General features: G+C 71.7%; 21 protein-coding genes. 6 read left to right on the forward strand and 15 right to left on the reverse strand.

The features are described from left to right. Positions 1 to 43: 43 nt before the first annotated feature. A complete protein-coding gene (locus ACFXB5_RS40650; protein WP_385218297.1) occupies positions 44 to 1,579 on the reverse strand; it encodes an aldehyde dehydrogenase (NADP(+)) in 1,536 nt (511 codons plus the stop codon). Positions 1,580 to 1,714: 135 nt separating this feature from the next. On the opposite strand from ACFXB5_RS40650, the gene ACFXB5_RS40655 reads away from it, so the two are divergent. From ACFXB5_RS40655 to ACFXB5_RS40675, 5 genes are all read left to right on the forward strand, one after another. Then, positions 1,715 to 2,485, forward strand: coding sequence for an IclR family transcriptional regulator (locus ACFXB5_RS40655; RefSeq protein ID WP_078640761.1), 771 nt, complete (start codon positions 1,715 to 1,717; stop codon positions 2,483 to 2,485). Positions 2,486 to 2,578: 93 nt separating this feature from the next. Continuing rightward, positions 2,579 to 3,613 carry a hypothetical protein gene (locus tag ACFXB5_RS40660; RefSeq protein ID WP_385218300.1) on the forward strand — a complete coding sequence of 345 codons (1,035 nt, stop codon included), beginning with the start codon at positions 2,579 to 2,581 and terminating at the stop codon, positions 3,611 to 3,613. Then, the gene (locus ACFXB5_RS40665; RefSeq protein WP_385218303.1) at positions 3,610 to 4,875 is read left to right on the forward strand and encodes a sensor histidine kinase; all 1,266 of its coding nucleotides are present in this window, start codon (positions 3,610 to 3,612) and stop codon (positions 4,873 to 4,875) included. Before ACFXB5_RS40660 ends, ACFXB5_RS40665 begins: the two co-directional genes overlap by 4 nt. Beyond that, entirely contained in the window at positions 4,872 to 5,552 is a 681-nt protein-coding gene (locus tag ACFXB5_RS40670) for a response regulator (RefSeq protein ID WP_385218305.1), read from the forward strand. The genes ACFXB5_RS40665 and ACFXB5_RS40670 overlap by 4 nt, the downstream gene beginning before the upstream one ends. A gap of 62 nt (positions 5,553 to 5,614) precedes the next feature. Then, on the forward strand, positions 5,615 to 6,595 hold the full coding sequence (locus tag ACFXB5_RS40675) for an aldo/keto reductase (protein ID WP_385218308.1): 981 nt from the start codon (positions 5,615 to 5,617) through the stop codon (positions 6,593 to 6,595). A gap of 84 nt (positions 6,596 to 6,679) precedes the next feature. On the opposite strand, the gene ACFXB5_RS40680 is transcribed toward ACFXB5_RS40675, so the two are convergent. The 14 genes from ACFXB5_RS40680 to ACFXB5_RS40745 form a co-directional block, all read right to left on the reverse strand. Then, a complete protein-coding gene (locus ACFXB5_RS40680; protein ID WP_385218310.1) occupies positions 6,680 to 8,125 on the reverse strand; it encodes an NCS2 family permease in 1,446 nt (481 codons plus the stop codon). 94 nt (positions 8,126 to 8,219) lie between these two features. Beyond that, positions 8,220 to 9,440: a right-handed parallel beta-helix repeat-containing protein gene (locus ACFXB5_RS40685; protein WP_385218313.1), complete on the reverse strand. Its 1,221-nt coding sequence runs from the start codon at positions 9,438 to 9,440 to the stop codon at positions 8,220 to 8,222. Between the two features lie 213 nt (positions 9,441 to 9,653). Continuing rightward, on the reverse strand, positions 9,654 to 10,526 hold the full coding sequence (locus tag ACFXB5_RS40690) for a polysaccharide deacetylase family protein (protein ID WP_385218316.1): 873 nt from the start codon (positions 10,524 to 10,526) through the stop codon (positions 9,654 to 9,656). A 146-nt stretch (positions 10,527 to 10,672) separates the two neighbouring features. After that, entirely contained in the window at positions 10,673 to 12,049 is a 1,377-nt protein-coding gene (locus ACFXB5_RS40695) for an ABC transporter substrate-binding protein (protein ID WP_385218317.1), read from the reverse strand. 169 nt (positions 12,050 to 12,218) lie between these two features. Continuing rightward, positions 12,219 to 13,091: a PmoA family protein gene (locus ACFXB5_RS40700; RefSeq protein ID WP_385218320.1), complete on the reverse strand. Its 873-nt coding sequence runs from the start codon at positions 13,089 to 13,091 to the stop codon at positions 12,219 to 12,221. Next, positions 13,088 to 14,254 carry a Gfo/Idh/MocA family protein gene (locus ACFXB5_RS40705; RefSeq protein ID WP_385218323.1) on the reverse strand — a complete coding sequence of 389 codons (1,167 nt, stop codon included), beginning with the start codon at positions 14,252 to 14,254 and terminating at the stop codon, positions 13,088 to 13,090. Before ACFXB5_RS40705 ends, ACFXB5_RS40700 begins: the two co-directional genes overlap by 4 nt. Before the next feature lie 248 nt (positions 14,255 to 14,502). Next, complete coding sequence (locus ACFXB5_RS40710) at positions 14,503 to 15,402, reverse strand: carbohydrate ABC transporter permease (protein WP_385218325.1); 900 nt, start codon at positions 15,400 to 15,402, stop codon at positions 14,503 to 14,505. Beyond that, a complete protein-coding gene (locus ACFXB5_RS40715) occupies positions 15,399 to 16,325 on the reverse strand; it encodes a carbohydrate ABC transporter permease (RefSeq protein ID WP_385218327.1) in 927 nt (308 codons plus the stop codon). Before ACFXB5_RS40715 ends, ACFXB5_RS40710 begins: the two co-directional genes overlap by 4 nt. Before the next feature lie 134 nt (positions 16,326 to 16,459). Further along, positions 16,460 to 18,220 carry an L-arabinonate dehydratase gene (araD, locus tag ACFXB5_RS40720; protein ID WP_385218329.1) on the reverse strand — a complete coding sequence of 587 codons (1,761 nt, stop codon included), beginning with the start codon at positions 18,218 to 18,220 and terminating at the stop codon, positions 16,460 to 16,462. Continuing rightward, positions 18,217 to 19,119, reverse strand: a complete 903-nt coding sequence (locus ACFXB5_RS40725; protein WP_385218332.1) for a dihydrodipicolinate synthase family protein — start codon at positions 19,117 to 19,119, stop codon at positions 18,217 to 18,219. The genes araD and ACFXB5_RS40725 overlap by 4 nt, the downstream gene beginning before the upstream one ends. Before the next feature lie 122 nt (positions 19,120 to 19,241). Further along, entirely contained in the window at positions 19,242 to 19,880 is a 639-nt protein-coding gene (locus ACFXB5_RS40730; protein ID WP_385218335.1) for a GntR family transcriptional regulator, read from the reverse strand. A gap of 140 nt (positions 19,881 to 20,020) precedes the next feature. Next, positions 20,021 to 21,190, reverse strand: coding sequence for an MFS transporter (locus ACFXB5_RS40735; RefSeq protein ID WP_385218343.1), 1,170 nt, complete (start codon positions 21,188 to 21,190; stop codon positions 20,021 to 20,023). A 142-nt stretch (positions 21,191 to 21,332) separates the two neighbouring features. Continuing rightward, on the reverse strand, positions 21,333 to 22,532 hold the full coding sequence (locus ACFXB5_RS40740; RefSeq protein ID WP_385218337.1) for a hypothetical protein: 1,200 nt from the start codon (positions 22,530 to 22,532) through the stop codon (positions 21,333 to 21,335). Further along, positions 22,529 to 23,506: a 5-dehydro-4-deoxyglucarate dehydratase gene (locus ACFXB5_RS40745; RefSeq protein ID WP_385218340.1), complete on the reverse strand. Its 978-nt coding sequence runs from the start codon at positions 23,504 to 23,506 to the stop codon at positions 22,529 to 22,531. Before ACFXB5_RS40745 ends, ACFXB5_RS40740 begins: the two co-directional genes overlap by 4 nt. 323 nt (positions 23,507 to 23,829) lie before the next feature. Here ACFXB5_RS40745 and ACFXB5_RS40750 point away from each other — a divergent pair, with 323 nt between their 5' ends. After that, positions 23,830 to 24,639 carry an NAD(P)-dependent oxidoreductase gene (locus tag ACFXB5_RS40750; RefSeq protein WP_037949614.1) on the forward strand — a complete coding sequence of 270 codons (810 nt, stop codon included), beginning with the start codon at positions 23,830 to 23,832 and terminating at the stop codon, positions 24,637 to 24,639. Positions 24,640 to 24,764 lie beyond the last annotated feature (125 nt).

The raw sequence follows: 24,764 nt of genomic DNA on the forward strand, positions 1-24,764 counted from the left end.
GGTCAGATCCGCGGGTCCGGCGGCCGAGTCGCCGTTCCGGGGGTCAGCCGCGCTGCTCCCGGACGCCGTTGATCCGCCGCGGCAGCTCCAGCGGGTTCTCGTCGCGCAGCTCCGGCGGCAGCAGGGCGGCCGGGGTGTCCTGGTACGCGACCGGCCGCAGCCAGCGCTCGACGGCGGTGCCGCCGACCGAGGTGGAGGTGGAGGTGGTGGCCGGGTAGGGGCCGCCGTGGTGCTGGGCCGGGGCGACCGCGACACCGGTCGGCCAGCCGTTGACCAGGACCCGGCCGGCCAGCGGGGTGAGCTCGGCGATCAGCTCACCGGCCCGGCCCTCGGTGCCCTCGCCCTCGGCGGCGGAGAGGTGGACGGTGGCGGTGAGGTTGCCCGGGAGCCGCCCGAGCACCGCGCTGATCTCGTCGTCGCTCTCGTAGCGCGCCACGACGGTCACCGGGCCGAAGCACTCCTCCAGCAGCACATCGTGCGGGCCGCCCTCGGTGAGCCGCCGCGCCGGGACGGTCAGGAAGCCCGCGCTGACGGTGTGCTCACCGCCGGAGCCGGGGGTGACCGGGGCCTCCACGTCCGCCAGCTCGACGCGCTCCTTGATCCCGGCGACGAAGTTGTCCCGCATCCGGTGGTCGAGCAGAACTCCGGCGTCGGTGTTGCTGACCGCGTCGGTGAGGGACTTCAGCAGGCCGTCGCCCGCCGGTCCGGCCGGGGCCAGCACGAAGCCGGGCTTGGTGCAGAACTGGCCGACGCCCAGCGTCATGGAGCCCGCGAGCCCCGCGCCGATCTGGTCGCCGCGCTCGCTTGCCGCGGCCTCGGTGACCACGACCGGGTTGAGGCTGCCCAGTTCGCCGTGGAAGGGGATCGGCACCGGCCGGGAGGCCGCCGCGTCGTGCAGGGCGCGGCCGCCGCGGACCGAGCCGGTGAACCCGGCGGCGGCGATCAGCGGATGCTTGACCAGCTCAAGACCGGCGTCGAAGCCGTGCACCACCGCGATCACATCGGCGGGCACCCCGACCCGCTCGGCGGCGCGGCGTAGCGCGGAGGCGGCCACCTCGGAGGTGGCGGGGTGGTCGGGGTGGGCCTTGACGATCACCGGGCAGCCCGCGGCGAGGGCGCTCGCGGTGTCCCCGCCGGGCACGGAGAAGGCGAGCGGGAAGTTGCTGGCGGCGTAGACGGCGACGACGCCGAGCGGCAGCTTGTAGCGGCGCAGATCGGGCCAGGGCGGGGTCTGGGTGGCGTCGGCGTGGTCGATGCGGACGTCGAGGAAGGCGCCCTCGTCCACGATGGTCGCGAACGACCGCAGCTGGTAGGTGGTGCGGGCGAGTTCGCCGGTGAGCCGGGCGGGGCCGAGGGCGGTCTCCGCGTCGGCGGCCTCGACCAGCTGGTCGCGGGCCTCGTCGAGCAGATCGGCGGCGGTGCGCAGCAGGGCGGCGCGCACCGCGCGGTCGGCCAGGGAGCCGCGGGCGGCGTGGGCCGCGTGCACCACGCGGTCGACCTCCTCCGCCGTGGCTTCGACCGCTACCTGCTCGCGCTGCTTTCCGGTTCGGGGGTCGACGCTCCACACTGGTGCTGACACCGCGGATTCCTCCTGCTGTGGTGTTACCGCTGCTTGCGTCACACACATCGACGGTGTTCGATATGCTGAACGCTGTCCCGGGTGATGAATTTCCCCTCGGGACTCTATGGCTGGTCGAACAGAGGGGTCAAGGCGATGTCAGCTGCCGAGACAGGCGGGGCCCAGGTCAAATCGGCAGTCCGCACGGTCGAACTGCTGGAGTTCTTCGCCGGGCGGCCCGGGATGCACAGCCTCGCCGCGGTCCAGGAGGCCGTCGGCTATCCCAAGTCGAGCCTCTACATGCTGCTGCGCACCCTGGTGGAGCTCGGCTGGGTGGAGACGGACGCCACCGGCACCCGCTACGGGATCGGGGTGCGCGCCCTCCTCGTCGGCACCTCCTACATCGACGGCGACGAGGTCGTGGCCGCCGCCCGCCCCACCCTGGACCGGCTCTCGGACGACACCACCGAGACCATCCACCTCGCCCGGCTCGACGGCACCAATGTCGTCTACCTCGCCACCCGGCAGTCGCAGCACTATCTGCGCCCCTTCACCCGCGTCGGCCGCCGGCTGCCCGCCCACTCCACCTCGCTGGGCAAGGCGCTGCTGGCCACCTACTCCGACGAGCAGGTGCGCAAGCTGCTGCCGGAGACACTCGGCCAGCTGACCGAGCACACCATCACCGACCGCGAGAAGCTGATCGAGGAGCTGCACCTCATCCGGGAGCAGGGGTACGCGGTGGACCGCGAGGAGAACACCCTGGGCCTGCGCTGCTTCGGCATCGCCATCCCGTACCGCACCCCCTCGCGCGACGCCATCAGCTGCTCGGTGCCGGTGGCCCGGCTCACCCCCACCCATGAGCAGATGATCAAGGACGCCCTGTTCGACGCCCGGGACCGGCTCACCCTCGCGACGCGCCGCCTCTGACCCACGGGAGGACGGTCCCCTCCACCGCGCGGCGGAGGGGGATCGTCGGGCGGGGTGACGCGCCGCGTCCACCGCGCCGGAAGGCTGGTGGCCATGACCCAGACCCTCCCCGGCGCGCGCTCCGCCCCCGCCCGCGTCCCCGGTGACTCCACCGCGCGGATCCTGCGGGCCGTCGCGATCCTCGCCTGTCTCCCCTACATCGGCCTCAAGGTCGCCTGGGTGGCGGGCAGTCATGTCGGCATCCCCGAGGGCAGCGAGCTGCGCGACCCGAGCCGGCAGACGTTGATGGCCGTGGTCAACGGGCTGTCGGTGCTCATGGACGCCGCCGTGGTCGTCCTCGCCCTGCTGCTCACCCGCCCCTGGGGGCTGCGGGCACCGGCCTGGCTGACGGCCCTGCCCGCATGGGCGGCCTGCGGTCTGCTCGCGCCCATCATGGCCGGATTCCCGGCCCAGTTGGCGGCCAGGGCGCTGGGCTTCGACGGCGGGGACGGGGGCCGGTCGTCCGGATCGGGCGGGACGTTCCTCGCCGAGTGGGTCTTCGGGATGGTCTACGGGGGCTTCATCGTGCAGGGGCTGGCCCTGGGCGGCCTGTTCGTGCTGTACGCGCGCCGTCGCTGGGGCCATCTGTGGCGCGGCCGGATCGCCGATCTGCCCGCCCAGGGCCCGGACCGTGCCCTCCGGCGCCCGGTCGCCGTCGTCATCGCCCTGCTCGCCGCGGTGCCCGCCGCCGTCCATCTGCTGTGGGCCGCCGGTTCGGACACCGGGCTGAGCCAGGAGCGGGCCCGGGACCGCGGCGGCGACTTCGCCGTCCTGGAGGGCGTGTACGTCCTCTTCGCGCTGCTCACCGTCGTCGGCGTGCTCATGGTCGCCTTCCGCGCCGGGCGCCCGGTGCGCCTCGCCCTGCCGCTGGGCCTGGCTTGGGTCGGCTCGGCGGCGCTGGCCTGCTGGGGCGGCTGGCTCCTGATGACCGGGCTGACCGCCCGGAGCGCCGCCAAGGAGCCGACCGCGCTGATGAATCTGACCTACGCTGTGCAGATGACCGTCGGATTGCTCGTCCTCACGGTCGGCGGGCGCTTCTTCCGCGAGCGCGGCTCCGCCGGTCGCGCGGCGGAACGCCCCACCCGGTGACCGGGGCGTGGTGGCGGCGGGCGGTCCGGGCGGTGGTCGGCCGCCGGGCCCAGCTGCGCTGGGTCCATCTGGTGCTCGGCGGTGCCCTGCTGATGCCGTACTACCTGCTGACCGCCGTGGTCTTCGCGATGCTGGTCCGGGGCGCCGATCCCTTCACCTCGCTGCGCTGGCAGCTGGTCACCTTCGCCTCGGCCCTGCCGCTGGCCGCGCCGACCGCGCTGCTGCCGCTCGTACGCCCCCTGGAGGCCACCGCCGCGCGCTCGCTGTGCGAGCTGCCGGAGTCCGCCGAGCTCGCGGCCGGGCCCGCCGGGTCGTGGGACGCGCGCGCCCGCACCTCGCTCTGGTACGGGCTGCATCTGGCCATCGGCGGGCTGGTCAGCGGGCTCATCCTGGCCCTGCTGCCCGCCTCGGCGCTGCTGGTCGCGCTCCCGTTCACCGACGACTCGTACGCCGACGGGCTGAGCTGGCCGCACGCCTTCGCCTCGGCCCCCGCCGCGCTGGGGCCCCTGGCCGGGGTGGCGCTGCTGGCCCTGCTCATGGGGACCGCCGCGGCCGCCGGGGCGCTGCTGGCCCGCTGTGCGCCCGCGCTGCTCGGCCCGGCCCCCGCCGAGCGGCTCGCCGCCGCCGAGCGGCGGGCCGCCCGGCTGGCCTCCCGCAACCGGCTCGCCCGCGAGCTGCACGACTCGGTCGGCCATGCGCTGAGCGCGGTGACCCTCCAGGCGAGCGCGGCCCGTAAGGTCCTCGACTCCGATCCGGACTTCGCCCGGGAGGCGCTGGCGGCCATCGAGGAGACCACCCGGGACGCGGTCGGCGAACTCGACAGCGTGCTGGGCCTGTTACGGGAAGGGGAGACCGCCCCGGCCCCCGCCCCCTCCCCCACCCTCATGGACCTGGACGGGCTGCTCGCCCGCACCCGGGCCGCGGGCGTCGCCGTCGAGCTGACGGCCCCGGGCACGCTGGACCGGCTGCCGCCCGTGGTCTCCCGTGAGGCGTACCGCATCGTCCAGGAGGGGCTCAGCAACGCGCTGCGCCACGCGGGCCGGGTGCCGGTGCGGCTCCGGATCGCCGAGGACCGGAAGAAGGTGGAGATCACGATGGAGAACCCGGTGGACGGAACCACCCGGGCACGGACCGCCGGCGGCGGCCGCGGGCTGCGCGGCATCGCCGAGCGGGTCACCCTGCTGCGCGGCACCTGCGCCTGGGACACCGTGGACGGCGTCTGGCGGCTGACGGTCCGGCTCCCGGTGGAGGCGTCCCGGTGAGCACCCCGCCGTCCCCCTTGCGCATCGTGCTCGTCGACGACGAGCGGATGGTGCGCACCGCGCTGCGCGCGATCCTCTCCAGCGAACCGGACCTGGAGGTCGTGGGCGAGGCCGGAAGCGGCGCCGAGGCCGTGCCGATCGTCCGTGGACTGCGCCCGGACGTGGTGCTGATGGACGTCCGGATGCCCGAGGTGGACGGCATCCGCGCCACCGAGCGGATCCTGGGCACCGTGCCGGACCCGCCGCGCGTCATCGTGGTGACGACGTTCGAGAACGACAGCTATGTGTACGACGCGCTGCGCGCCGGGGCCAGCGGCTTCCTGCTCAAGCGGGCCCGCGCGGCGGAGCTGGTGCAGGCGGTGCGGGTGGTGGCGCGCAGCGATTCGCTGCTGTTCCCGGCCGCGGTGCGGGCGCTGGCCGCCGAGCACGCCGCCGCCCGCGGCCCGGACCGCGAGGCGATGGCGCGGGCGCTGCGCGAGCGGCTCTCCGAGCGGGAGGCCGTGGTGCTGCGGCTGATGACCGACGGGCTGTCCAACTCCGAGATCGCGGCCCGGATAGCGGTGGGACCGGCCACCGTCAAGACTCATGTGGGGGCGGTGCTCACCAAGCTGGGCGTTCGGGACCGCACCCAGGCGGTGATCGCCGCGTACGAAAGCGGTTTCGTCACACCGGGCTGACATCCGGCGGCCGGGGTGGTCTGCTGTGACGGGTCGGGCGGACGAGCAGGAGGAGCAGAGGCATGGAGTACGTACGGCTGGGCGCGTCGGGCGTCAAGGTGTCGCGGATCTGCCTGGGCATGATGAGCTACGGCAACCCCGAGCACCGGCCCTGGCAGCTGGACATCGACGACGCGCGGCCGATCGTGCGGCGCGCGGCCGAGGAGGGGGTGACCTTCTTCGACACCGCCGACATGTACTCGGTGGGCCGCAGCGAGGAGATCACCGGTGAGCTGCTGCGGGAGCTCTTCCCCAGCCGCGACGACTACGTCCTGGCCACGAAGGTCTACAACCCGATGGGCGAGGGCCCCAACGACCGCGGGCTTTCCCGCAAGCACATCATGGCGGGCATCGACGCCTCGCTGCGGCGGCTGGGCACCGACCATGTCGATCTCTACCAGATCCACCGCTTCGACCACGAGACGCCGCTCGAGGAGACCATGGAGGCGCTGCACGATGTGGTGCGGGCCGGAAAGGCCCGGTACATCGGCGCGTCCTCCATGTACGCCTGGCAGTTCGCCAAGGCCCAGCACATCGCCGAGGCGCACGGCTGGACCCGGTTCGTCTCGATGCAGAACCACTACAACCTGCTCTACCGCGAGGAGGAGCGGGAGATGAACCCGCTCTGCCTGGACCAGGGCGTGGGCGTCATCCCGTGGAGCCCGCTGGCGCGCGGGCTGCTGGCGGGCACCCGCGACCGGGACCGCACCGGGCAGACGGTCCGGGCGGGCAACGATCCGCTGGTGGAGAGGTGGTACGCGGACGCGGACTTCTCCATCGTGGACGCCACCCGCGCGATCGCCGAGGAGCGCGGGGTGTCCCCGGCGCAGGTCGCGCTGGCGTGGCTGCTCAGCAGGCCCGCGGTCACCGCGCCGATCGTCGGGGCCACCAAGACCCGCCACCTTGAGGACGCGGTCGCGGCGGTCGGGCTGACGCTCGACGAGAAGGAGGTGGCCCGCCTGGAGGCCCCCTACCGCCCGCGCCCCATCATGGGCCACAGCTGACGGGGCGGGGCGGCTTCCGGGGCGGGCTTCCGGGGCGGCTCCTGGGTCGCTCCCGGGTGGCTTCCGGGGCGGAGGCGTCGCGGCTCAGGTGAGCAGCTGCTCGAGGGGGTCGATCGCGAAGTAGACCACGAACAGCGCGGCCGTCCCCCACAGCAGCCAGTGCACCTCCCGCGCCTTGCCCAGCACCGTCTTGATCACCACATACGAGATGAACCCGGCGCCGATCCCGTTGGAGATGGAGTAGCTGAACGGCATCAGCGCGATGGTGAGGAACGCCGGGACGGCGATGTCGATCCGCTCCCAGTCGATGGACCGCACCTGGCTCATCAGCAGGAAGCCGACCGCGATCAGCGCCGGGGCGGCGGCCTGGGCGGGCACCACGGTGGCCAGCGGGGTCAGGAAGAGCGCGAGCCCGAACAGCGCTCCGGTGACCACGCTGGCGAACCCGGTGCGCGCGCCCTCGCCGACCCCGGCCGCGGACTCGATGTAGCTGGTGTTGGACGAGGCGGACGCGGCGCCGCCGAGTGCGGCCGCCGCGCCGTCGATCAGCAGCACCCGCCCCAGCCCCGGCACCCTGCCCTCGGCGTCCAGCAGCCCGGCCTCGTTGCTCACCCCGACGACCGTGCCCATGGTGTCGAAGAAGTCGGACAGGATGAGGGTGAAGATCAGCAGGACGATGGTGACCACACCGACCTGCTGGAACGCCCCGAAGAGGCTGAAGGAGCCGAGCAGCCCGAAGTCCGGGGTGTCGACGACGCTGTCGGGGAGGGTGGGCACGGTCAGCCCCCATGCCTCCGGCCGGATGTCGGCGATCTCGTTGATGACGATCGCGAGCACGGTCGAGACGACGATGCTGATCAGAAGCGCGCCCTTGGCCTTGCGCGCCATCAGCGCGATGGTCAGCAGCACCCCCACGCAGAAGACCACCACCGGCCAGCCGGTGAGCCGCCCGTCCGAGCCGAGTTGTACGGGTGTGGAGCCGGTGGGGCCGGGGATGCGGGAGACGAACCCGGCGTCGACGAAGCCGATGAAGGCGATGAACAGCCCGATCCCCACGCTGATGGCCTGCTTCAGCGGCTGCGGGATGGCGTGCATCACCGCCTCGCGCAGCCCGGTCATCACCAGCGCGCAGATGATCAGGCCCTCCAGGACCACCAGGCCCATGGCGTCGGCCCAGCTCATCTGCGGGGCGATCTGGAAGGCGACGACCGCGTTGAGCCCGAGGCCCGCGGCGAGGGCGAGCGGCAGATTGCCGCCGATGCCCATGAGGACGGTCATCACGGCGGCCACCAGCGCGGTGGCGGTGGCGAGCTGGGTGCCGGAGAGCTGCTCGCCGAACTTGTCCTTCGCCCCGCCCAGGATGATCGGGTTCAGGACGAGGATGTACGCCATCGTGAAGAAGGTGGCGAACCCGCCCCGGACCTCCCGGCCGAGGGTGGAGCCCCGCTCCGATATCCGGAAGTAGCGGTCGAGCAGGGGGAATCCGGGCCCTGGTGGGGCCGGGGCCTTGTCCGTGATCTGTCGCGCCATGGTCACGCTCCTCGGGGGACGGCGGGCGGGTCGGCGGCGTGCCGGATCAGGGGATTGTGCCCGCCAGGAGCGCGATTCAGGTTTTCCCGGGGTTTCAGTTCATCGGCGAACCGATCTCGGTGCGGTCCATGACCACGAGGAAGCCGGTGAGCGGCAGCGAGCCGTTCGGCCGCCGGGGCCCGAAGGCGGTGGTGGGGTCTGTGGTGACCAGCGGCGGGGTGGCCCGGCGGCCCGGCGCCCAGTTGTTGTCCCGCGAGGCGGCGAGGAGGCCGGTGTCGGCGCTGCCGCGGCCGTTGGAGAGCGCGAGGTTGCGGGTCAGCTGGGCGCGGGAGCCGGCGACGGCGTAGCCCTTGCCCCAGTTGTCGAAGGAGGTGGTGCGCTGGAGCCGGAGGGCCCCGGTGTTGCCGCCCGCGTCGAAGCCGCTCTTGGTGTTGGCCCAGGCGGCGGAGGACCGTACGACATGGGCGGGCGAGGGGGCGTCCGGGCGGTCGGCGCCGAGCTGGAAGCCGCTGCCGTCGCCCTTGAAGTAGGGGATGTGCCAGCGGTTCCGGCCGTTTCCGAAGGCCCAGGAGTGCTCGATGGTGACGGGGCTGGCCCACATCCACAGGTCGAGGCCGTCGTCGCTGTTGTGGAACAGCCGGGATCCGGTGACCACGTTGCCGGTGCCGGAGCCGTGGGTGATGGCTATGCCGTCGGCTCGCTGGCCGCCGCTGGCGTCGTCGTGGTTGGCGTAGGAGTCGAGGTTCCGGATGAGGTTGCCATTGGTGTCGTCGCCGCGGAGGGTGAGTCCGGTGTCGCCGTTGCCGTGGGTGCTGAGGTCCTGAAAGACGTTGCGCGCGCAGGAGGTGCAGACCAGGCCGCCGCCCGGGGCGTTGCGCAGTTCGATCCCCGAGACCGTCCAGTAGTCGGCGGTGAGGGAGACCAGGGAGGAGCCCCGGCCCAGCCGGGAGCCGTCGAGCCGGACCTTCTCCGCCCGGTACGAGCGCAGTCGGACGCGCTCGCGGGGGGTGCCGCTGATGGAGCTGCGCAGGGTCCTGGCGGGGTAGTACGTGCCGCCGCGGACCTCGATGGTGGTGCCGGCCTTGGCGGTGGAGAACGCCTTCTCCAGGCTTCGGTAGGGGGACTTGAGGGTGCCGGTGTTGCCGTCGCTGCCGTTGGTGGCCACGTACAGGGTGGTGGGCACGGCGCTCGCGCCCTCCGGCGAAGCCGTCAGATACACCCCGGCCACGGCCGACGCCACGATCACGGCGCTGCCCAACGGCAGCGTGCGGTCCTTGCGACGGCGGTGACGGCCCCGTTTGCGTCTCAGCCCCATGGCAACTCCTGTTCCGCGTCGAGAGAACGGGCCGGAGGATCCAGACCGGCCCGCTCCATGTCGTAGTTGCCGCCACTCCAGATTAGGTTGCCGGGCTCCCGAGGATTCTTAGATTACGAAATCCCCAACGCATCGCGATAGCTTGCGACAACTCTTGATCATTTTGTGGCCGAGGATGTTTGAACGCGACGGAGATCGTGCCGGTCTGTTGCCTCATGGGCGATAGACCTTGCCCGCTTCCGGGACGGCCGGGGCCATCAGCTGGGAGACCGTCACCACCGTGTAGCCCTCCTTCTTCAGCTTCGCCAGTATCCCCGGCACGGCGGGCACCGTGCCCTTGTAGATGTCGTGCAGCAGGATGATCCCGTCGCGCTTCGTCTGATCCAGCACCCGCTTCTCGATCAGCGCGGAGTCGTTCGTCTGGTAGTCCTTCGCCGTCACGCTCCACAGCACCTGCGCCACGCCCAGCTCACGGCAGATCTTGGAGACCCGCTCGTCCGTACGCCCCTGCGGCGGGCGCATCAGCAGCGGCGTACGGCCGGTGAGCTTCTTGACGGCGGTCTGGACGCGGGTGATCTCCGAGCGGACCTCGTCGGAGTCGGTCTTGGTCAGGATCTTGTGCGACCAGGTGTGGTTGGCCAGTTCATGGCCTTCGTCGGCGATACGGCGCACCAGGTCGGGGTGTTTCTCGATGTGCTTCTTGCCGAGCATGAAGAAGGTCGCGTGGGCCTTCTCGTGCTTGAGGATCTTCAGCAGCCGGGGCGTGTTGCCACTGGGGCCCGCGTCGAAGGTGAGGGCGACGCATTTGGCGACGGCGCAGTCGACGGAGCCGTTCGCCCCGTTCTTGTCGTTCGCACCGTCCTTACCGTTCGCACCGTTCTTGTCGTTCGCCCCGTCGCCCTTCTTGAGCACGTCCGGCTTGGAGGCGGCCGGTGTCGAGTGCTTGGCGTCCGACGCCGCGTGCTCCCGGGCGCTGCGCGGCGAGGTGGTGTCGTACGAAGCACCACAGCCGCTGAGGCCCAGCGTCAGACAGACGGCACCGACGAGACTGACGCCCAGCCCGGATATTCGACCTTTTCGCCCCATTGATGTCCCCGAAGTCCTCTTGTGGCCAATAGTGGTCGCCATGCCACCAACGTCCGGCTAAATACGTAAAGTTGGCAGCACAAACTGCGAGCACTATACACCGCAGGTATACACGTAGTTCATAGATAGCTCGAGGGGCCCGACCGCTAGCTCTGGTGCTTCTTCCAGTCCGCCTGTGCCGCGTTGAGCTCCTTCGCGACCTTGTCGCAGAACGCCTTGGCGGTCATCTTGCCGAGCAGCACCTTCTGGAAGCTGGGCTCGTTGTCGGCCTTGCTGATGTTGTTCCAGTCCGGGAGGTAGTACGGCAGCTGGACGACCTTGGTCCGCGGATCGTTGAGCGACTCCAGCGCGGCCTTGGTCGGCGGGGCCTTCGCGATCCAGTCGTCATCAGCGGCGCCGACGTTGGCGGGGATCGCGCCGACGTCCTCGTTCCAGAGGCTGTTCATCTCCGGGGAGGCCGCGAACTCGATGAACTTCCAGGCCGCCGCCTTGTTCTTGCTCGCCTTGAACAGCCCGAGGCCGTCGACCGGGTTCGAGACGATGGTGCGCGCCGCGCCCTGCCGGGACGGCGGCAGCGGTATGCCCGCGATCTTGTCCTTGCCGAGCAGCCGTACGTGGTCCACATAGCTGCCGAGGTTGTGCTGGAGCATCCCGATGTCGCCCTGGTCGAACTGGGCGACCATCTTGGCGAAGTCGTTGTTGAGGTCGGCGGCGGGGGTGACCTTCTTGAAGAGGGCGATGTACTTCTCGAGCGCCGCGACGTTCTTCGGATCGTTGAGGGTGGTCTTGTCGCCGTCCCCGCCGCCCCCGCCGTCCCCGCCGTCCCCGCCGTCCCCGCCGTCCCAGAAGGACGAGATGCCGGACTGGGCGTACATCATGTCCAGCGCCTGGGCGATCGAGCCCGCGCCGCCGCGCAGGGTGAAGCCGAACTTGTTCCGGCCCTTTTCGGTCAGTTCGTCGGCGGCCTCGTAGAACTTGTCCCAGCTGTCGGGCGCGGGCAGCTTCGCCGCCTTGAAGAGGTCGGTGCGGTACCAGAGGGTGCCCTGGTTGGCGGAGGTCGGGACGGAGTACAGCTCCTTGTCGTCACCTCCGGCCGCGCGGACGCTCTCGACCATGTTCTTGATCAGCTTGCCCTTGAGGGCGCTGTCGCCGATGCGGTCGGTCACGGGGTCGAGGGCGCCCTGGGCGACCAGATTGGCCAGATACGCGGTGCCCACGCCGCCGACGTCGGGCAGGCTGTCGCCGCCGCTCTGGATGGCGGTGTCGTACTTCGACTGCACGTTGGCGATCGGGATCGGGACGTACTTGACCGTGATGTCGGGGTTCTTGTCCTCGAACTTGGCGATGATCTGCTTCCAGATCTTGGTGCGGGGGCCGCCGTTGTTGTCCCAGAAGGTGATGGTGCCCTTGCCGGAGCCCTCCTCGCCGGTGGTCGAGCCGTCGTCTCCGCAAGCGGTGGCTGTCAGGGCGAGGGTGAGGGTTGCGGCGAGGGCGATTGCGGTTCTGCGGGTGCGTGGGTTCATGGGTAGCTGTCCGTCTCCTTTGTGGGTTTCCTTGCGGTTGCTGGTCGCTGGGGTCGCGCCGTCTTGGCCGGGGTCCGTGGCCGTGTGCGGGTCGTTGTGCCCACCCGTTCCGCCAGGGGGCACCTCCCAGCGGTAGCTGGGGGAGGGACGATTGCCCACAACGTGGTTTCTAGACCGCCGCTCCCTTGTCGGAGAGGTGGGCTGCCAGGCGGGCCGCGGCGGACTGGGTCAGGTGGGTGTCGGCTATCGCTGTGGCTATGCGGCGGGTGACCGTGTCGGCTGGGGCCATGGGCAGGGGGCGCTGCCAGGTGAGGGCCGAGCCGACGCCCGGGTGGTCGCCGGTGCGGACCCACCAGGGGTCGGCCCGGGTGTCGCCGGTCGCGCCGACGAAGACCAGCGTCCAGTCGTCGGTGGCCAGCGCCAGCCAGTCCGCGGGCCGTCCGTGCACCGCCGCCTCGCCCTCGCCGTCGGCGCTGAAGACATGCGCGGGCTCGGGGCGCCGGGGGACGCGCCAGAAGAAGCCGCCCGCGTGGCCCGCCCCACCGAGCGCGATCTCCTCGCCCGTCACATTGGTGAGGGCGGAGGTGAAGTCCAGCGCCCAGCACTCCGTTCCGAGGGACCGTACGGCCACCGTGCGCCGTTCCAGCAGCAGTTGCCGCCCACCGGCCGTCCACGACAGCTCTTCCACGAACCCGTCGGGGTCGCGCAGCAGCCAGCTGAGGTGGCGCTGGCCGCCGTGGTGCTCCCGTCGGCCGGGACCGCCCCGGAAGTTCCATCCGGCCACCTCCGGGATGGCCATGGACACCCCCAGTCGGGCCGGATCCTCGGCGGGCCGCAGCCCGGTGACGGTGACACCGCCGAGGGTGCGTACGGGGTGCAGATACGGACGCGGCGCGACCGTGCCCGGCAGTTCGGGGCGGTGCACATACGTCCCGACGGTCCGGTGTTCATGGCGGAGCAGGGTGCACGGGGGACGGCGGGTGAGGGAGGGAGTGAGCGGGGTGAACGGGGTCAGGGGGTTGGAGGGGGTCAGGGGTGTCATGGGTGCGGGACCTCCGTGGGGGGAGCGGCCCAGGGGGCGCGCAGTTCGGAGTACAGGGCGAGGCGCTCGGCGCCGGCGGTGACCAGTCGGTCGATGCCGGTCACCACACGCCGCTCGGCCGCTCGCTCGGTGACGCCCGCACCGGGCTCGGTGCGCCAGGCGTCGGCGGGCAGCGGGACCGGTGCGGGGGCGGTGCGGACCGCCTCGACGACGTGCATGAACGCGCCGGTGCGGTCCGGGGGAACGAGCAGTTCGGTGCCGTCGCGCAGATGCGCGACGAGGTTGTCCAGCAGATCGGTGCGCGCGTGGCCGGTGGTCTCGGGCGGCGCTCCGTCGCGTTCGATACGGACCCGGTCCAGCTTGTACCAGAAGGTGATCCGGCCCCGGTCGCCGTGGACGACCACATACGGCTCACCGGGCTCCTCCGCGCACAGGGTGACGGCGGCGGCCACGGTGGTGCCGCGGGTGGTCCGGATCCGTACGCAGGAGGTGTCGTCGGCCTCGATGGCGTTGGCCCGGTACAGCTCCAGCTCGATACGGGCCACATCCTCGGCCCGGTCGGCGTCGGCGAGGTGCAGGGCGGTGGCGACGGCGTGGGCGAGGGGGTTGGTGAGGACGCCGTCCACGACGTCGCGGCCGTCGAGCGCGCGGTGTCCGGCCCAGGGGGCGCGGGTGTAGTAGTCCTCGTCACGGGCCCATGCCCCGGCCGCGCCGATGCCGCGGATCGCCCCGATGCGGCCGTCGGCGACGAGTTTCCGGATGGCGGGCAGGGCATGGGAGCCGAGCGACTGGAAGCCGATCTGGCAGGCGGTTCCGTATCCGCGTAGTCCTTCGCTCAACCGGGTGAATTCGGCGTACGAGGGTGTGGGCGGCTTCTCCAGCAGAAGGTGCGCACCGCGTTCGGCGGCGGCGAGCGCGAGATCGGCGTGGGTGTGGATCGGAGTGCAGATGATCGCGATCCGGGCGCCGGTGCGGGTCACGAGCGCGGCGAGGTCGGCGGATTGCTCGGGCTCGCCGAGCCCGTCGCCCAGCTCCTCCCGGGTGAGCGGCGCGAGTTCGCACACCCCGGCGAGGCGGACCTTTCCCTCGGCGGTCAGCCGCCGGATGTTGTCCAGATGCCGGCGGCCGTGGCCGCGGGCACCGGCCAGGACGAGAGGTATCACTGGAACCCCCCTCCCTGGGGGCACACCTTGCGCATCTTTCGGACCTCCTTGTCCGTGAGAGATGTGCTCCGTCCAGCCGCCGCCCGGATGAGCGTCGGCGCTGGCTCCGCCGCGTGGCAGGGGCTTCCCCCTGGGCACCGGGGTCCGGGGCGGAGCCCCGCACGCGGCGGAGCCGCATATCGTCAGGTGCTGGGAAGGGGCGGGGCGGGGAGCGGCCCGCCGCGGGCGTCAACATCCGCCGGACGCCCCTAGCCCTTGACCGCCCCCGCGCTGAACCCGGTGATCAGCCACTTCTGGATGAAGGCGAAGACGATGACGACGGGCACCGCGGCGATCACCCCGCCCGCCGCGAGCGCGCCCAGGTCGACGCTGTCCGCCCCGATGAGGGTGTTGAGGCCGACCGGGATCGTCTGTTTGTCCTGGGAGCTGAGGAACATCAGCGCGAACAGGAAGTGGTTCCAGCTGTGTACGAAGGCGAAGGAGCCGACCGCGATCAGCCCCGGGCGCAGCAGCGGCAGCACCACCGCGCAGAAGGCCCGGAAGCGGCCGCAGCCGTCCACCCACGCCTGCTCCTCGAGCGACACCGGCACGTTCTTGATGAAGCCGCTGATGAGGATGATCGACAGGGGCAGTTGGAAGACCGTCTCCGCGATGACCACGCTCCCCAGCGAGTTGATCATCTGCAGGTTCTTGAAGATCTCGAAGAGCGGCACCAGCATCAGCGCGCCCGGGATGAACTGCGAGGCCAGCAGCGCCAGCATGAAGCCCTTTTTGATCCGGAACTCGAAGCGGGCGAGGGCATAGCCACCGGCCAGCGCGACCGCCGTCGTCATCACCAGCGAGGCGATGCCGACGATCATGCTGTTCTGGAAGAAGATCCCGAAGCTGCGCTCGTTCCAGACCTTCTGGAAGTGCTCACCGGTGATCGGCCAGGGCACCAGCGCGTTGGAGCCCGCGGGGCGCAGCGCGAACAGCAGCATCCAGTAGAAGGGGACGAGGGTGAACAGCAGATACAGGCCCAGCGGCAGATAGATCTGCCAGCGCGGGACGTCCTGGTCGGACCCGCGCCGGAGCCTTCCGCGGGCGGTGGGCGGCGGGGTGGCCGCGGCGGCGGGCAGGGTGCCCTTCTCGGCGAGTGCGGCGGTCACTTGGTCTCGCCTCCGAACTTGCTCAGGCGCAGATAGAGGATTGAGCAGAAGAGGAGGATCACGAAGGCGACGGTGGTCAGCGCGGAGGCGTAGCCGAAGTCATGGCCGTTGATCCCGGTGTTGGCGACGTAGAGCGGAAGGGTGGTGGTCTGCCCGGCCGGTCCGCCGCCGGTGAGGGTGTAGAGCAGATCGACGTTGTTGAACTCCCAGACGCCGCGCAGCAGCGTGGAGAGGATGATCGCGTCCTTCAGGTGCGGCAGGGTGATGTGGAGGAACCGCCGCGCCCGGCCCGCGCCGTCGACCGAGGCCGCCTCGTAGAGGTCCCTGGGGATGGACTGGAGGTCGGCGAGGAGGAGGATCGCGAAGAACGGGACGCCGCGCCAGAGTTCGGCGACGACGGCGGCCCAGAAGACGGTCCCGGTGTCGGAGAGCACCGAGGTGCCGTAGGTGCCGATGCCCGCGTCCGCGAGATAGCGGCTGACGCCGGTCGAGGGGTTGTAGAGCAGCATCCAGATGGTGGTGGTGAGCACCCCGGACACGGCCCAGGGCGAGAAGACCAGGGCGCGGGCGAGGCCGCGGCCGAGGAAGGTCTGGTTCACCAGCAGGGCGAGCGCGAGTCCGAGCAGGAGCTGCAGCAGCACCTCGGTGACGACCCATTTGCCGCTGAAGACGAGCGTGTCCCAGAACTGCGGGTCGTCGGTGAAGATCCGGGTGAAGTTGTCCAGGCCGGCGTAGCCGTTCCGCCAGGGCTTGGTGACGTTGTAGTTCCGCAGGCTGTAGTAGAGGACGCTGAGCATCGGATAGGCGATGAAGCCCAGCATCAGCAGCCCGGCGGGGGCGATCAGCAGATACGGGAGGCGGCGGGCCGGTCCTCCCGTACGGCGCCGGGGGGCCCGGGGTGGTTTCGCCACGGCGTGGGCCATGACTGCTTCTCCGTTCTCAGGGGTGCGGGGGCGGGCGGTCTCGGAGGGGCAGGGTCTGGTGAAGCGCTTCCGTGAAGCGCTTACCGAATGTCGTTCGGGATCTCGTACAAAATTTTTTGCGCCGGGAGGCGGCGTCAGCCCGCGTAGGGTTCGGGCACCGCGCCGGGGCGGGCCAGGAAGCGGAAGTCGCAGCCGGTGTCGGCCTGGGTCATCTGCTCCTGGTAGAGCGCGCCGTAGCCGCGCTCGTAGCGGGGCGGCGGGGCCGTCCACCGCGCCCGGCGCCGTTCCAGCTCGGCGTCGTCCACCTCCAGCCGCAGCACTCGCGCCGCGACATCGAGGGTGATCGGATCGCCGTCGCGGACGAGGGCGAGCGGGCCGCCCACATACGACTCGGGCGCGATGTGCAGCACACAGGCCCCGTAACTGGTGCCGCTCATCCGGGCGTCGGAGATCCGCACCATGTCCCGCACCCCCTGCATCAGCAGATGGTCGGGGATGGGCAGCATCCCGTACTCGGGCATTCCGGGGCCGCCCAGCGGACCCGCGTTGCGCAGCACCAGCACGCTGTCCTCGGTGATGCCGAGACCGGGGTCGTTGATGGTGGCCTGCATCGTCCTGTAGTCGTCGAAGACCACGGCGGGGCCGGTGTGTTTCAGCAGCCGGGGCTCGGCCGCGATGTGCTTGATGACGGCGCCGTCGGGGCACAGATTGCCGCGCAGCACCGCCACTCCGCCCTCCTCGGCCAGCGGACGGTCACGGTCCCGGATCACCTCGGGGTTGTGCACCAGGGCGCCGTCGAGCTGTTCGCGCAGGGTGGGGTGGGCGACGGTGGGGCGGTCCAGGTGCAGGACGTCCGTCAGCCGGGAGAGGAAGCCCGGGAGCCCGCCCGCGAAGTGGAAGTCCTCCATCAAGTACCGGCCGCCGGGCCGCAGATCGGCCAGCACGGGGACGGTACGGGCGATTCGGTCGAAGTCGTCGAGGGTGAGCCGCACCCCGGACCGGCCCGCCATCGCGATCAGATGGATCACCGCGTTGGTGGAACCGCCGAGGGCGAGCACGGTCGCGACCGCGTCCTCGTACGCCTCCCTGGTGAGGAGCTCCGAGAGCCTGAGGTCCTGCCAGGCCAGCTCGACCACGCGTAACCCGGAGGCGGCGGCCATCCGGTCGTGCCCGGAGTCCACGGCCGGGATGGACGAGGCGCCGGGCACGGTCACGCCCAGCGCCTCGGCGGCGGCCGTCAGCGTGGAGGCGGTGCCCATCGTCATGCAGTGACCGGGCGAACGGGCCAGCCCCCGCTCCAGCTCGGAGATCTCGCAGTCGCCGATCAGCCCGGCCCGCTTGTCGTCCCAGTACTTCCACATGTCGGTGCCCGAGCCCAGCACCTCGTCGCGCCAGTGCCCCGGCAGCATCGGCCCGGCCGGGACGAAGACCGCCGGGAGGTCGGCGCTGGCCGCGCCCATCAGCAGCGCCGGGGTGGACTTGTCGCAGCCGCCCAGCAGCACGGCGCCGTCGACCGGGTACGAGCGGAGCAGTTCCTCGGTCTCCATGGCGAGGAGGTTGCGGTAGAGCATGGGGGTGGGCTTCTGGAAGGTCTCGGAGAGCGTGGAGACGGGGAACTCCAGCGGGAAGCCGCCCGCCTGCCAGACCCCGCGCTTGACCGCCTGGGCGCGGTCGCGCAGGTGCACATGGCAGGGGTTGATGTCGCTCCAGGTGTTGAGGATCGCGATGACCGGCTTGCCCAGGTGCTCCTCGGGGAGATAGCCGAGCTGGCGGGTGCGGGCCCGGTGGCTGAAGGAGCGCAGGCCGTCGGTGCCGTACCACTGGTGGCTGCGCAGTTCGTCGGGGCGCTTGCGCGTTCTCGGCGGAGCACTCGCCCCGGTGGGCCGGGCACTCATACCGACCACCCCTCGACGATCGCGGCGACTTCCGCGCGCCTCGGCTCGGGCAGCGGCTTGCTCGGGGCGCGGACGTCGCGCCGGCACAGGCCCATCGCGGCAAGCGCTTCCTTGACCACCGTGACGTTGTTGGCGGACTGCCGCTCGGCCCTGAGGTCCTCGAACCGCCGGATCTGCTCCCACACCTTCATCGCGCCGGGGTAGTCCCCCGCGCGCAGCGCGCCCAGCATGTTGAGCGAGACGTTGGGGGCGACGTTGACCAGGCCGGAAGTGAAGCCGGTGGCGCCGACCGCCCAGTACGAGGGCGCGTACAGCTCGGCGAGCCCGGCCACCCAGACGAACCGGTCCAGCCCGGCGTCGCGCGCCACGGCGGCGAAGCGGGTGGCGTCATGGACCGCGTACTTGACCCCGATGACATTGGGGCACTCCTCGCCGAGCCGGGCGATCGCCGCGCCCTCGATGAGCGGATTGCGCAGATACGGCACCATGCCCAGCTCGGGGACGGCCTCGGCGATGGCGCGGTGGTAGTCGATCCAGCCGTCCTGGGCGACGTACGGATGCACCGGCTGATGGACCATCACCATGTCGGCCCCGGCGGCGCGGGCGTGGCGGGCGGCCTCGACCGCGGTGGCCGCGTCATGGCCGACCCCGACGAGCACGGCGGCCCGCCCGGCGGCCTCCTCGACGGTCAGCTCGGTGACCAGCCGCCGCTCTTCGAGGGTGAGGGCATAGAACTCCCCGGTGTTGCCGTTCGGGGTGACGGCCTTGACCCCGCCGTCGAGGAGCCGGCGAAGCAGGGCCCGGTAGGCGGCGCGGTCCACGGCGCCCTCGGCGTCGTATGGGGTCACCGGGATCGCCACGACGTCCGCGAGCGCCGTCCTCAGCGGTGAGTAGTCCATACGAACCCTTTCTCTCGATGGTCGGCATCGGGACGAGCTGTTCGGATGGTGCTGAGTGCCCAGTGCTGCGTGCTGAGTACTGAGTGCTGAGTGCTGGGGTCGGCGGCCGGGGCCGCCGGGTGCTACTCCCCGTCCGGGAAGGCGCGCCGGACGAAGGAGGCGATGTGCTCGTGCAGTGCGCGGGCGGCCCCGTCGGCGTCGCCGTCGAGCGCGCGGGCGAGGATCTCCCGGTGCTCACGGGCCTCCTGCTCCCAGGAGGGCACCGCCTGCCAGGCGATGGCGGACACCAGCGCGGCCTGGTCGCGCAGTTCGTCGAGCATCCGGGTCAGCAGGGGGTTGCCGCAGGGCAGATAGAGCGCCCGGTGGAAGTCGCGGTTGGCGAGCGACCGCCCGGCCGGATCGGCGGCCGCGTCCGACCGCTCCAGCGCGGCCCCGGCGGCCTCCAGCCCGGCCCGCGCGGCCACGGTCCGGCGCAGCGCCTCGGGCTCCAGGAGCAGCCGCACATCGTAGACGGCGTGCGCCATCGCGCTGTCCACGGTCCTGACCGTGGCCCCCTTGTACTCGCTCATCACCACGAGCCCCCGCCCCGCGAGCGTCTTGAGCGCCTCCCGCACGGGCGTCTTGGACACCCCGAACTGCGCGGCCAACTCGGCCTCCACCAACGCCTGTCCGGGCCGCAACCCCCCGGTGAGAATCGCGTGCTTGACCGCCTCCAGCACGTACTGGGTGCGGGAGGGGATCGGGCTCGGGGCGATGTCCATGAATACTCTCAGATCTCACATATCGCGTCTCATATATGACATACGAAGTACGACGCGTTGAAGTTAGGGCGGCCCCAGGAGTTCGTCAACGGTTCTGACAAAAACGGGCCGAGGGTGCCAATGCCGGGCCCGTCCCGTCCTTACGCCGGCTCAGGAGCGTCGGCCGGGTGGAGGTGTTGGGTGATGGCTTCGGGGAGGGCGGGTTCACGCAAGGGGCGGAGGAGGAGGCAGCCGAGGGCGGGGAAGGCTATCAGGGGGGACAGGGCGGTTTGAAGGGTGGTGGCGTCGGCCAGGGCGCCGATGAGGGGGCCGGCCAGGCCGCCGACGCTGACCGTCAGGCCCAGGGTGACCCCGCTGGCGGTGCCCACGCGGCGGGGCAGGTAGTCCTGGCCGAGGGTGACGTGCAGGGAGAACGGCACGTAGAGCCCGGCCGAGGCGAGGGCCACGCAGAGGTAGAGCGCCGGGCCGGGGACGAGGACGACGCCCGCGACGGCGAGGACGGTCAGGGCGTACGACCGCTGGACGACCGGGACGCGGCCGTGGCGGGCGGCGAGTGCGCCCCCGGCCACCGTGCCCACCGCGCCGCCGGCGTAGAGCACGAACAGGGCGGCGGTACCGGCCAGTTCGCCTCCGCCCGCGCGCTCGCGCACGTACAGGGAAATGAACGCGCTCAGCCCGACGAAGACGATCGAGCGGCACATGATGGCGCCGGACAGCCGGAGGAAGGAGGGCCAGTCGTCCCGTCCCGCTCCCCCGCGGCTCGCCCGCGCGGGCCCGGCCGCCGCGCCGGGGGCCCTGAGCGCCCGTAGCGCGGCCGCGCACAGGGCGGCTCCGGCGACGGCGGGGACGGCCAGCAGTGGGGAGGCGCGCAAACCGCCGGTGGCGATGACGGCGGCGACCGCGAGCGGCGCGGCGGCGAAGCCGATGTTGCCGCCGAGGGAGAACCAGCTCATCGCGGTGTGGCTGCCCCGGCTGGCGAGCCGGGCCACCCGGGCGGACTCGGGGTGGTAGGCGGCCACGCCGATGCCGGAGACGGCGACCACCGCCAGGGTCGCCGCATAGGAGCCGGCGACCCCGCTCAGCGCCACACCCGCGCCGCCCACCAGCGTGCTCACCGGCAGCAGCCACGGCATGGCCCACCGGTCGGTGAGCGCCCCGAACAGCGGCTGTACGACGGACGACAGCAGCGAGGCGGCCAGGACGACGCCGGAGGCGGCGGCGTAGCCGTAGGCCCGTTCCGAGACGAGGAACGGCACCAGCGCGGCCACCGCTCCCTGGTAGATGTCCACGCAGGCGTGTCCCAGGGACATCAGCGCAATGGGTCTGCGGTGTGCGGGGGTCCGTTTCGTCGACACCCTTCGATCGTGGCGATGCCACCGGGTGTCGCGCTTCCGATAATCCGCCGGGCTGTCCCGGGAACCCGCCAAAGGGTGACGGGTCCCCGGGCTCGCTTCAGCTCAGCTCGGACAGGGCCGTGCGGACGGCCGTCAGATCCTGGTCCGAGGCCAGACCGGCGTGGTACAGGCGGAGTTCGTCCGCGCCCAGTTCCACCGCGTGGGCCGCGTCCCGGGCCAGCGTCGTCGGGCTGCCGCCCATCCCCGCCACCACCGTGAAGTTGGCGGCGAGCACGGTCCGTTCGTTCCGGTACGGCACGAACGGGGGCAGGACCCCGGAGCGTGCTGCCTCGCCCCCTGTGCACGGCAGTACGACCCCGTCGGCCTGGGCCAGCACATCGGCCGGGTCCACGCCCACGTTGGCGCCGAGCCGGTGCGGGGCCGGGTCGGCGTGCAGCAGGACCTGGAAGTCCTTGTCCGCCGCGGCCCTTACGGCTGCCACGGCCTCGCCCCGCAGACCGCTCGCGATCCGGTCGCGCCAGGCCGCGAAGAGCGCGGCGTGGTCGGCGCCGAGCAGCTTCTCGACCTCGGCCCACTCCCCCGCGCGGTCACCGCCGTCCGCGGTGGTCTCACCCGCCCACACCGGCCGCAGGGCGCGCACGACGAGCTCGCGCAGCTCCTCGGGGTCGGCGCCCAGCTCGGCGTAGCCCGCCTCGCAGCTCTCGCAGAAGCACAGCGACATCAGGTACTGGCCGGCGCCGCCCAGCGGCACCCCGCCGATCTTGTCGTGGGCGTGCAGATGGGCCAGCCCGTACCAGCCGCAGGACTCCAGCTCGGTGCCGCGGGCGCCGGGCCGTACGGCGGCCTCGGCGGCCAGGTCCACCAGGTAGGCGCGCACCTCGGGGCGGGCGATGCACGGCGCCCATGGGTAGCGGTCGCCATAGGCGTTGCGCACGGTGATCCGGGGATGCTCCTCGCCCAGCCGGGTGTTGTGCGCGAGCACCACCCAGGCGTGGACCTCGAGACCGGCGTCGGCCAGCGCGGCGGCCGCCTCCCCGTACGGGTCGTCGCCGGGCACCCAGGACTGCTCGTACGGCCGCAGCTCGCGCCCCTGCCAGCGCTCCGCGCTCGGCGGGTAGAGCACGGCCGCGTGGCGGGCGGTGACGATGCGGTGGCCGGGGTGACGCGGGGTCAGGGCCCGGGTGGAGTGGTAGGCGGAGGCCAGTGTGACCTGCTGGACGCCGAGGTCGGCGATGCGGCGCGCGGCGTCGGGGTCCCCGACGACGTCCCAGGGGTAGACGAAGGCGGAAGCCTTCACCGCGCCTCCCCGTCCCCGTTCCCGTCCTTGTCCGCGTCCCCGTCCGCCTCCCCGACCAGCGCCATGCCGCGCTCGATCAGCTCGGCCAGCTCCTTGACGTGGGCGGGGCTGGGCTCGCTCAGCGGCGGCCGCACCTCGCCGACGTCCAGTCCGCGCAGCCGGACCCCCGCCTTGACCAGCGACACCGCATAGCCGCGGCCCTGGTTGCGGAGCTCGACGAGCGGCCGGTAGAAGCCGTCGAGGAGCTTGTTGGCGGTCTCGTCGTCGCCCGTCATGAGTGCCTTGTGGAAGGCGAGGGCGACCTCGGGAACGAAGCAGAAGACGGCGGAGGAGTAGAGCGTCACGCCGATCCCGCGGTAGGCGAGGCCGGTCAGCTCGGCCGTCGGCAGCCCGTTGAAGTAGCGGAAGCCCTCGTCGGGGGCGTCGGCCCGCACCGCGCTCACGACGCGCTGCATCAGGTCGAGGTCGCCGATGCCGTCCTTGAGGCCGATGATGCCGGGCACCTTGGCGAGCCGGGCCACGGACTCCGGCTCCAGGACGGCGTTGTCCCGCTGGTAGACGATGATGTCGAGGTCGGTCGCGCCCGCGAGGGCGCTGTAGTGGCGGATCAGCCCCTCCTGACCGGCCACGACCAGATACGGCGGCATGGCGAGCAGCCCGTCCGCACCGGCCCGCTCGGCCAGCTTGGCGAACTGGATGGCCAGCGCGGTCCCGTACCCGGCGCCCGCGACCACGGGCACCCGCCCGGCGGCCTCCTCCACGGCGACCACGACGCAGTCGTGGAACTCCTCGGGCGTCAGGGCGTGGAACTCGCCCGTGCCGCAGCACGCGAAGACGGCGCCCGCCCCCGCCTCGATCCCGGCGCGGACGTGAGCGCGGTAGATCTCCAGGTCCAGGGCGCCATCGGGACCGTAGGCGGTCACGGGGAAGAACAGCAGTCCGTCAAGGCGCTCGGCGAGTGAAGCTGAGGTCACGGGCTTCTCCCTGTCGTGTACACCGACCCGCCGTCACCCACCGACGCCGTGTACATGTTTCTGATCGTCATCTACATTCGTGAACAGGTTCACCGTAAGGCAGCCATCGGCCGTCGGTCAAGGCCGCCAACCGGGTGACGCCACTCACCCGACGATGAATTCGACGGCATCGCGCCACCCTTGACGGCCCATGCGTCGATCCTTACGGTGTCCATGAATCTGAACCACATACATGAATAAAAACCGCATACGCAAGAGCGCTCTGTGCGATGGCTCCCTTGCGACAACCCCATAACGCGATACCCCCTATGGAGGATCCGCCCATGCCCGCTCCCCGCACCGTCCTCCTCACCGGCGCCGCCGGCGGCATGGGCACCTTGATGCGCGAGCTGCTGCCGCCGTACGGATACCAGCTGCGGCTGCTCGACCAGCTCCCCATCGAGGGCGAGCCGGACGCGATCACCGCGGATCTGTCCGACCGGGACGCCCTGCGCGAGGCCGTGCGGGGCGTTGACGCGATCATCCATCTAGCGGGTATCTCCCTGGAAGCCCCGTTCGAGAAGATCCTGCGGGCCAATATCGAGGGCACGTACAACGTGTACGAGGCGGCGCGCGAGGCCGGGGTCCGCCGGATCGTCTTCGCCTCCAGCAACCACGCCGTGGGCTTCACCCCGCGTCCGGTGGGAGACGACCCGCTCATCCCGCTCGACACCCCGCGCCGCCCCGACACCTACTACGGGCTGTCGAAGGCGTTCGGCGAGGACCTGGCCTCGTTCTACTGGGACAAGCACGGCATCGAGACGGTCGCCATCCGCATCGGCTCCTGCTTCCCCGAGCCGACGACGGTCCGCATGCTGTCCATCTGGATGAGCCCGGCGGACGGCGCCCGGCTGCTCCACGCCGCCCTTACGGCGGAGAACGTGGGCTGTACGACGGTCTACGGCAGCTCGGCCAACACCCGCCTGTGGTGGGACCTCTCCTCGGCCCGCGCCCTGGGGTACGAGCCGAGGGACGACTCCGAGCCGTACGCCGCGAAGCTGATCGCGGAGCAGGGCGAGCTGGAGCCGGGCAACCCGGACCACGAGTACCTCGGTGGCGCGTTCTGCACCAACCCGCCCATCTGGCCGCGTTGAGGCCCGGCCCAGCCGCTAGGGGTTGTCCGACGGATCTTTCCCCTACCCGCCCCTTCCCACAGCGCCGATAAGCGGCTCCGCCGCGTGGCAGGGGCTCCGCCCCTGGACCCCAGGGTCTGGGGCGG

It is taken from the genome of Streptomyces sp. NPDC059455, from assembly GCF_042750115.1.
GTDB classification, from domain to species: domain Bacteria; phylum Actinomycetota; class Actinomycetes; order Streptomycetales; family Streptomycetaceae; genus Streptomyces; species Streptomyces endocoffeicus.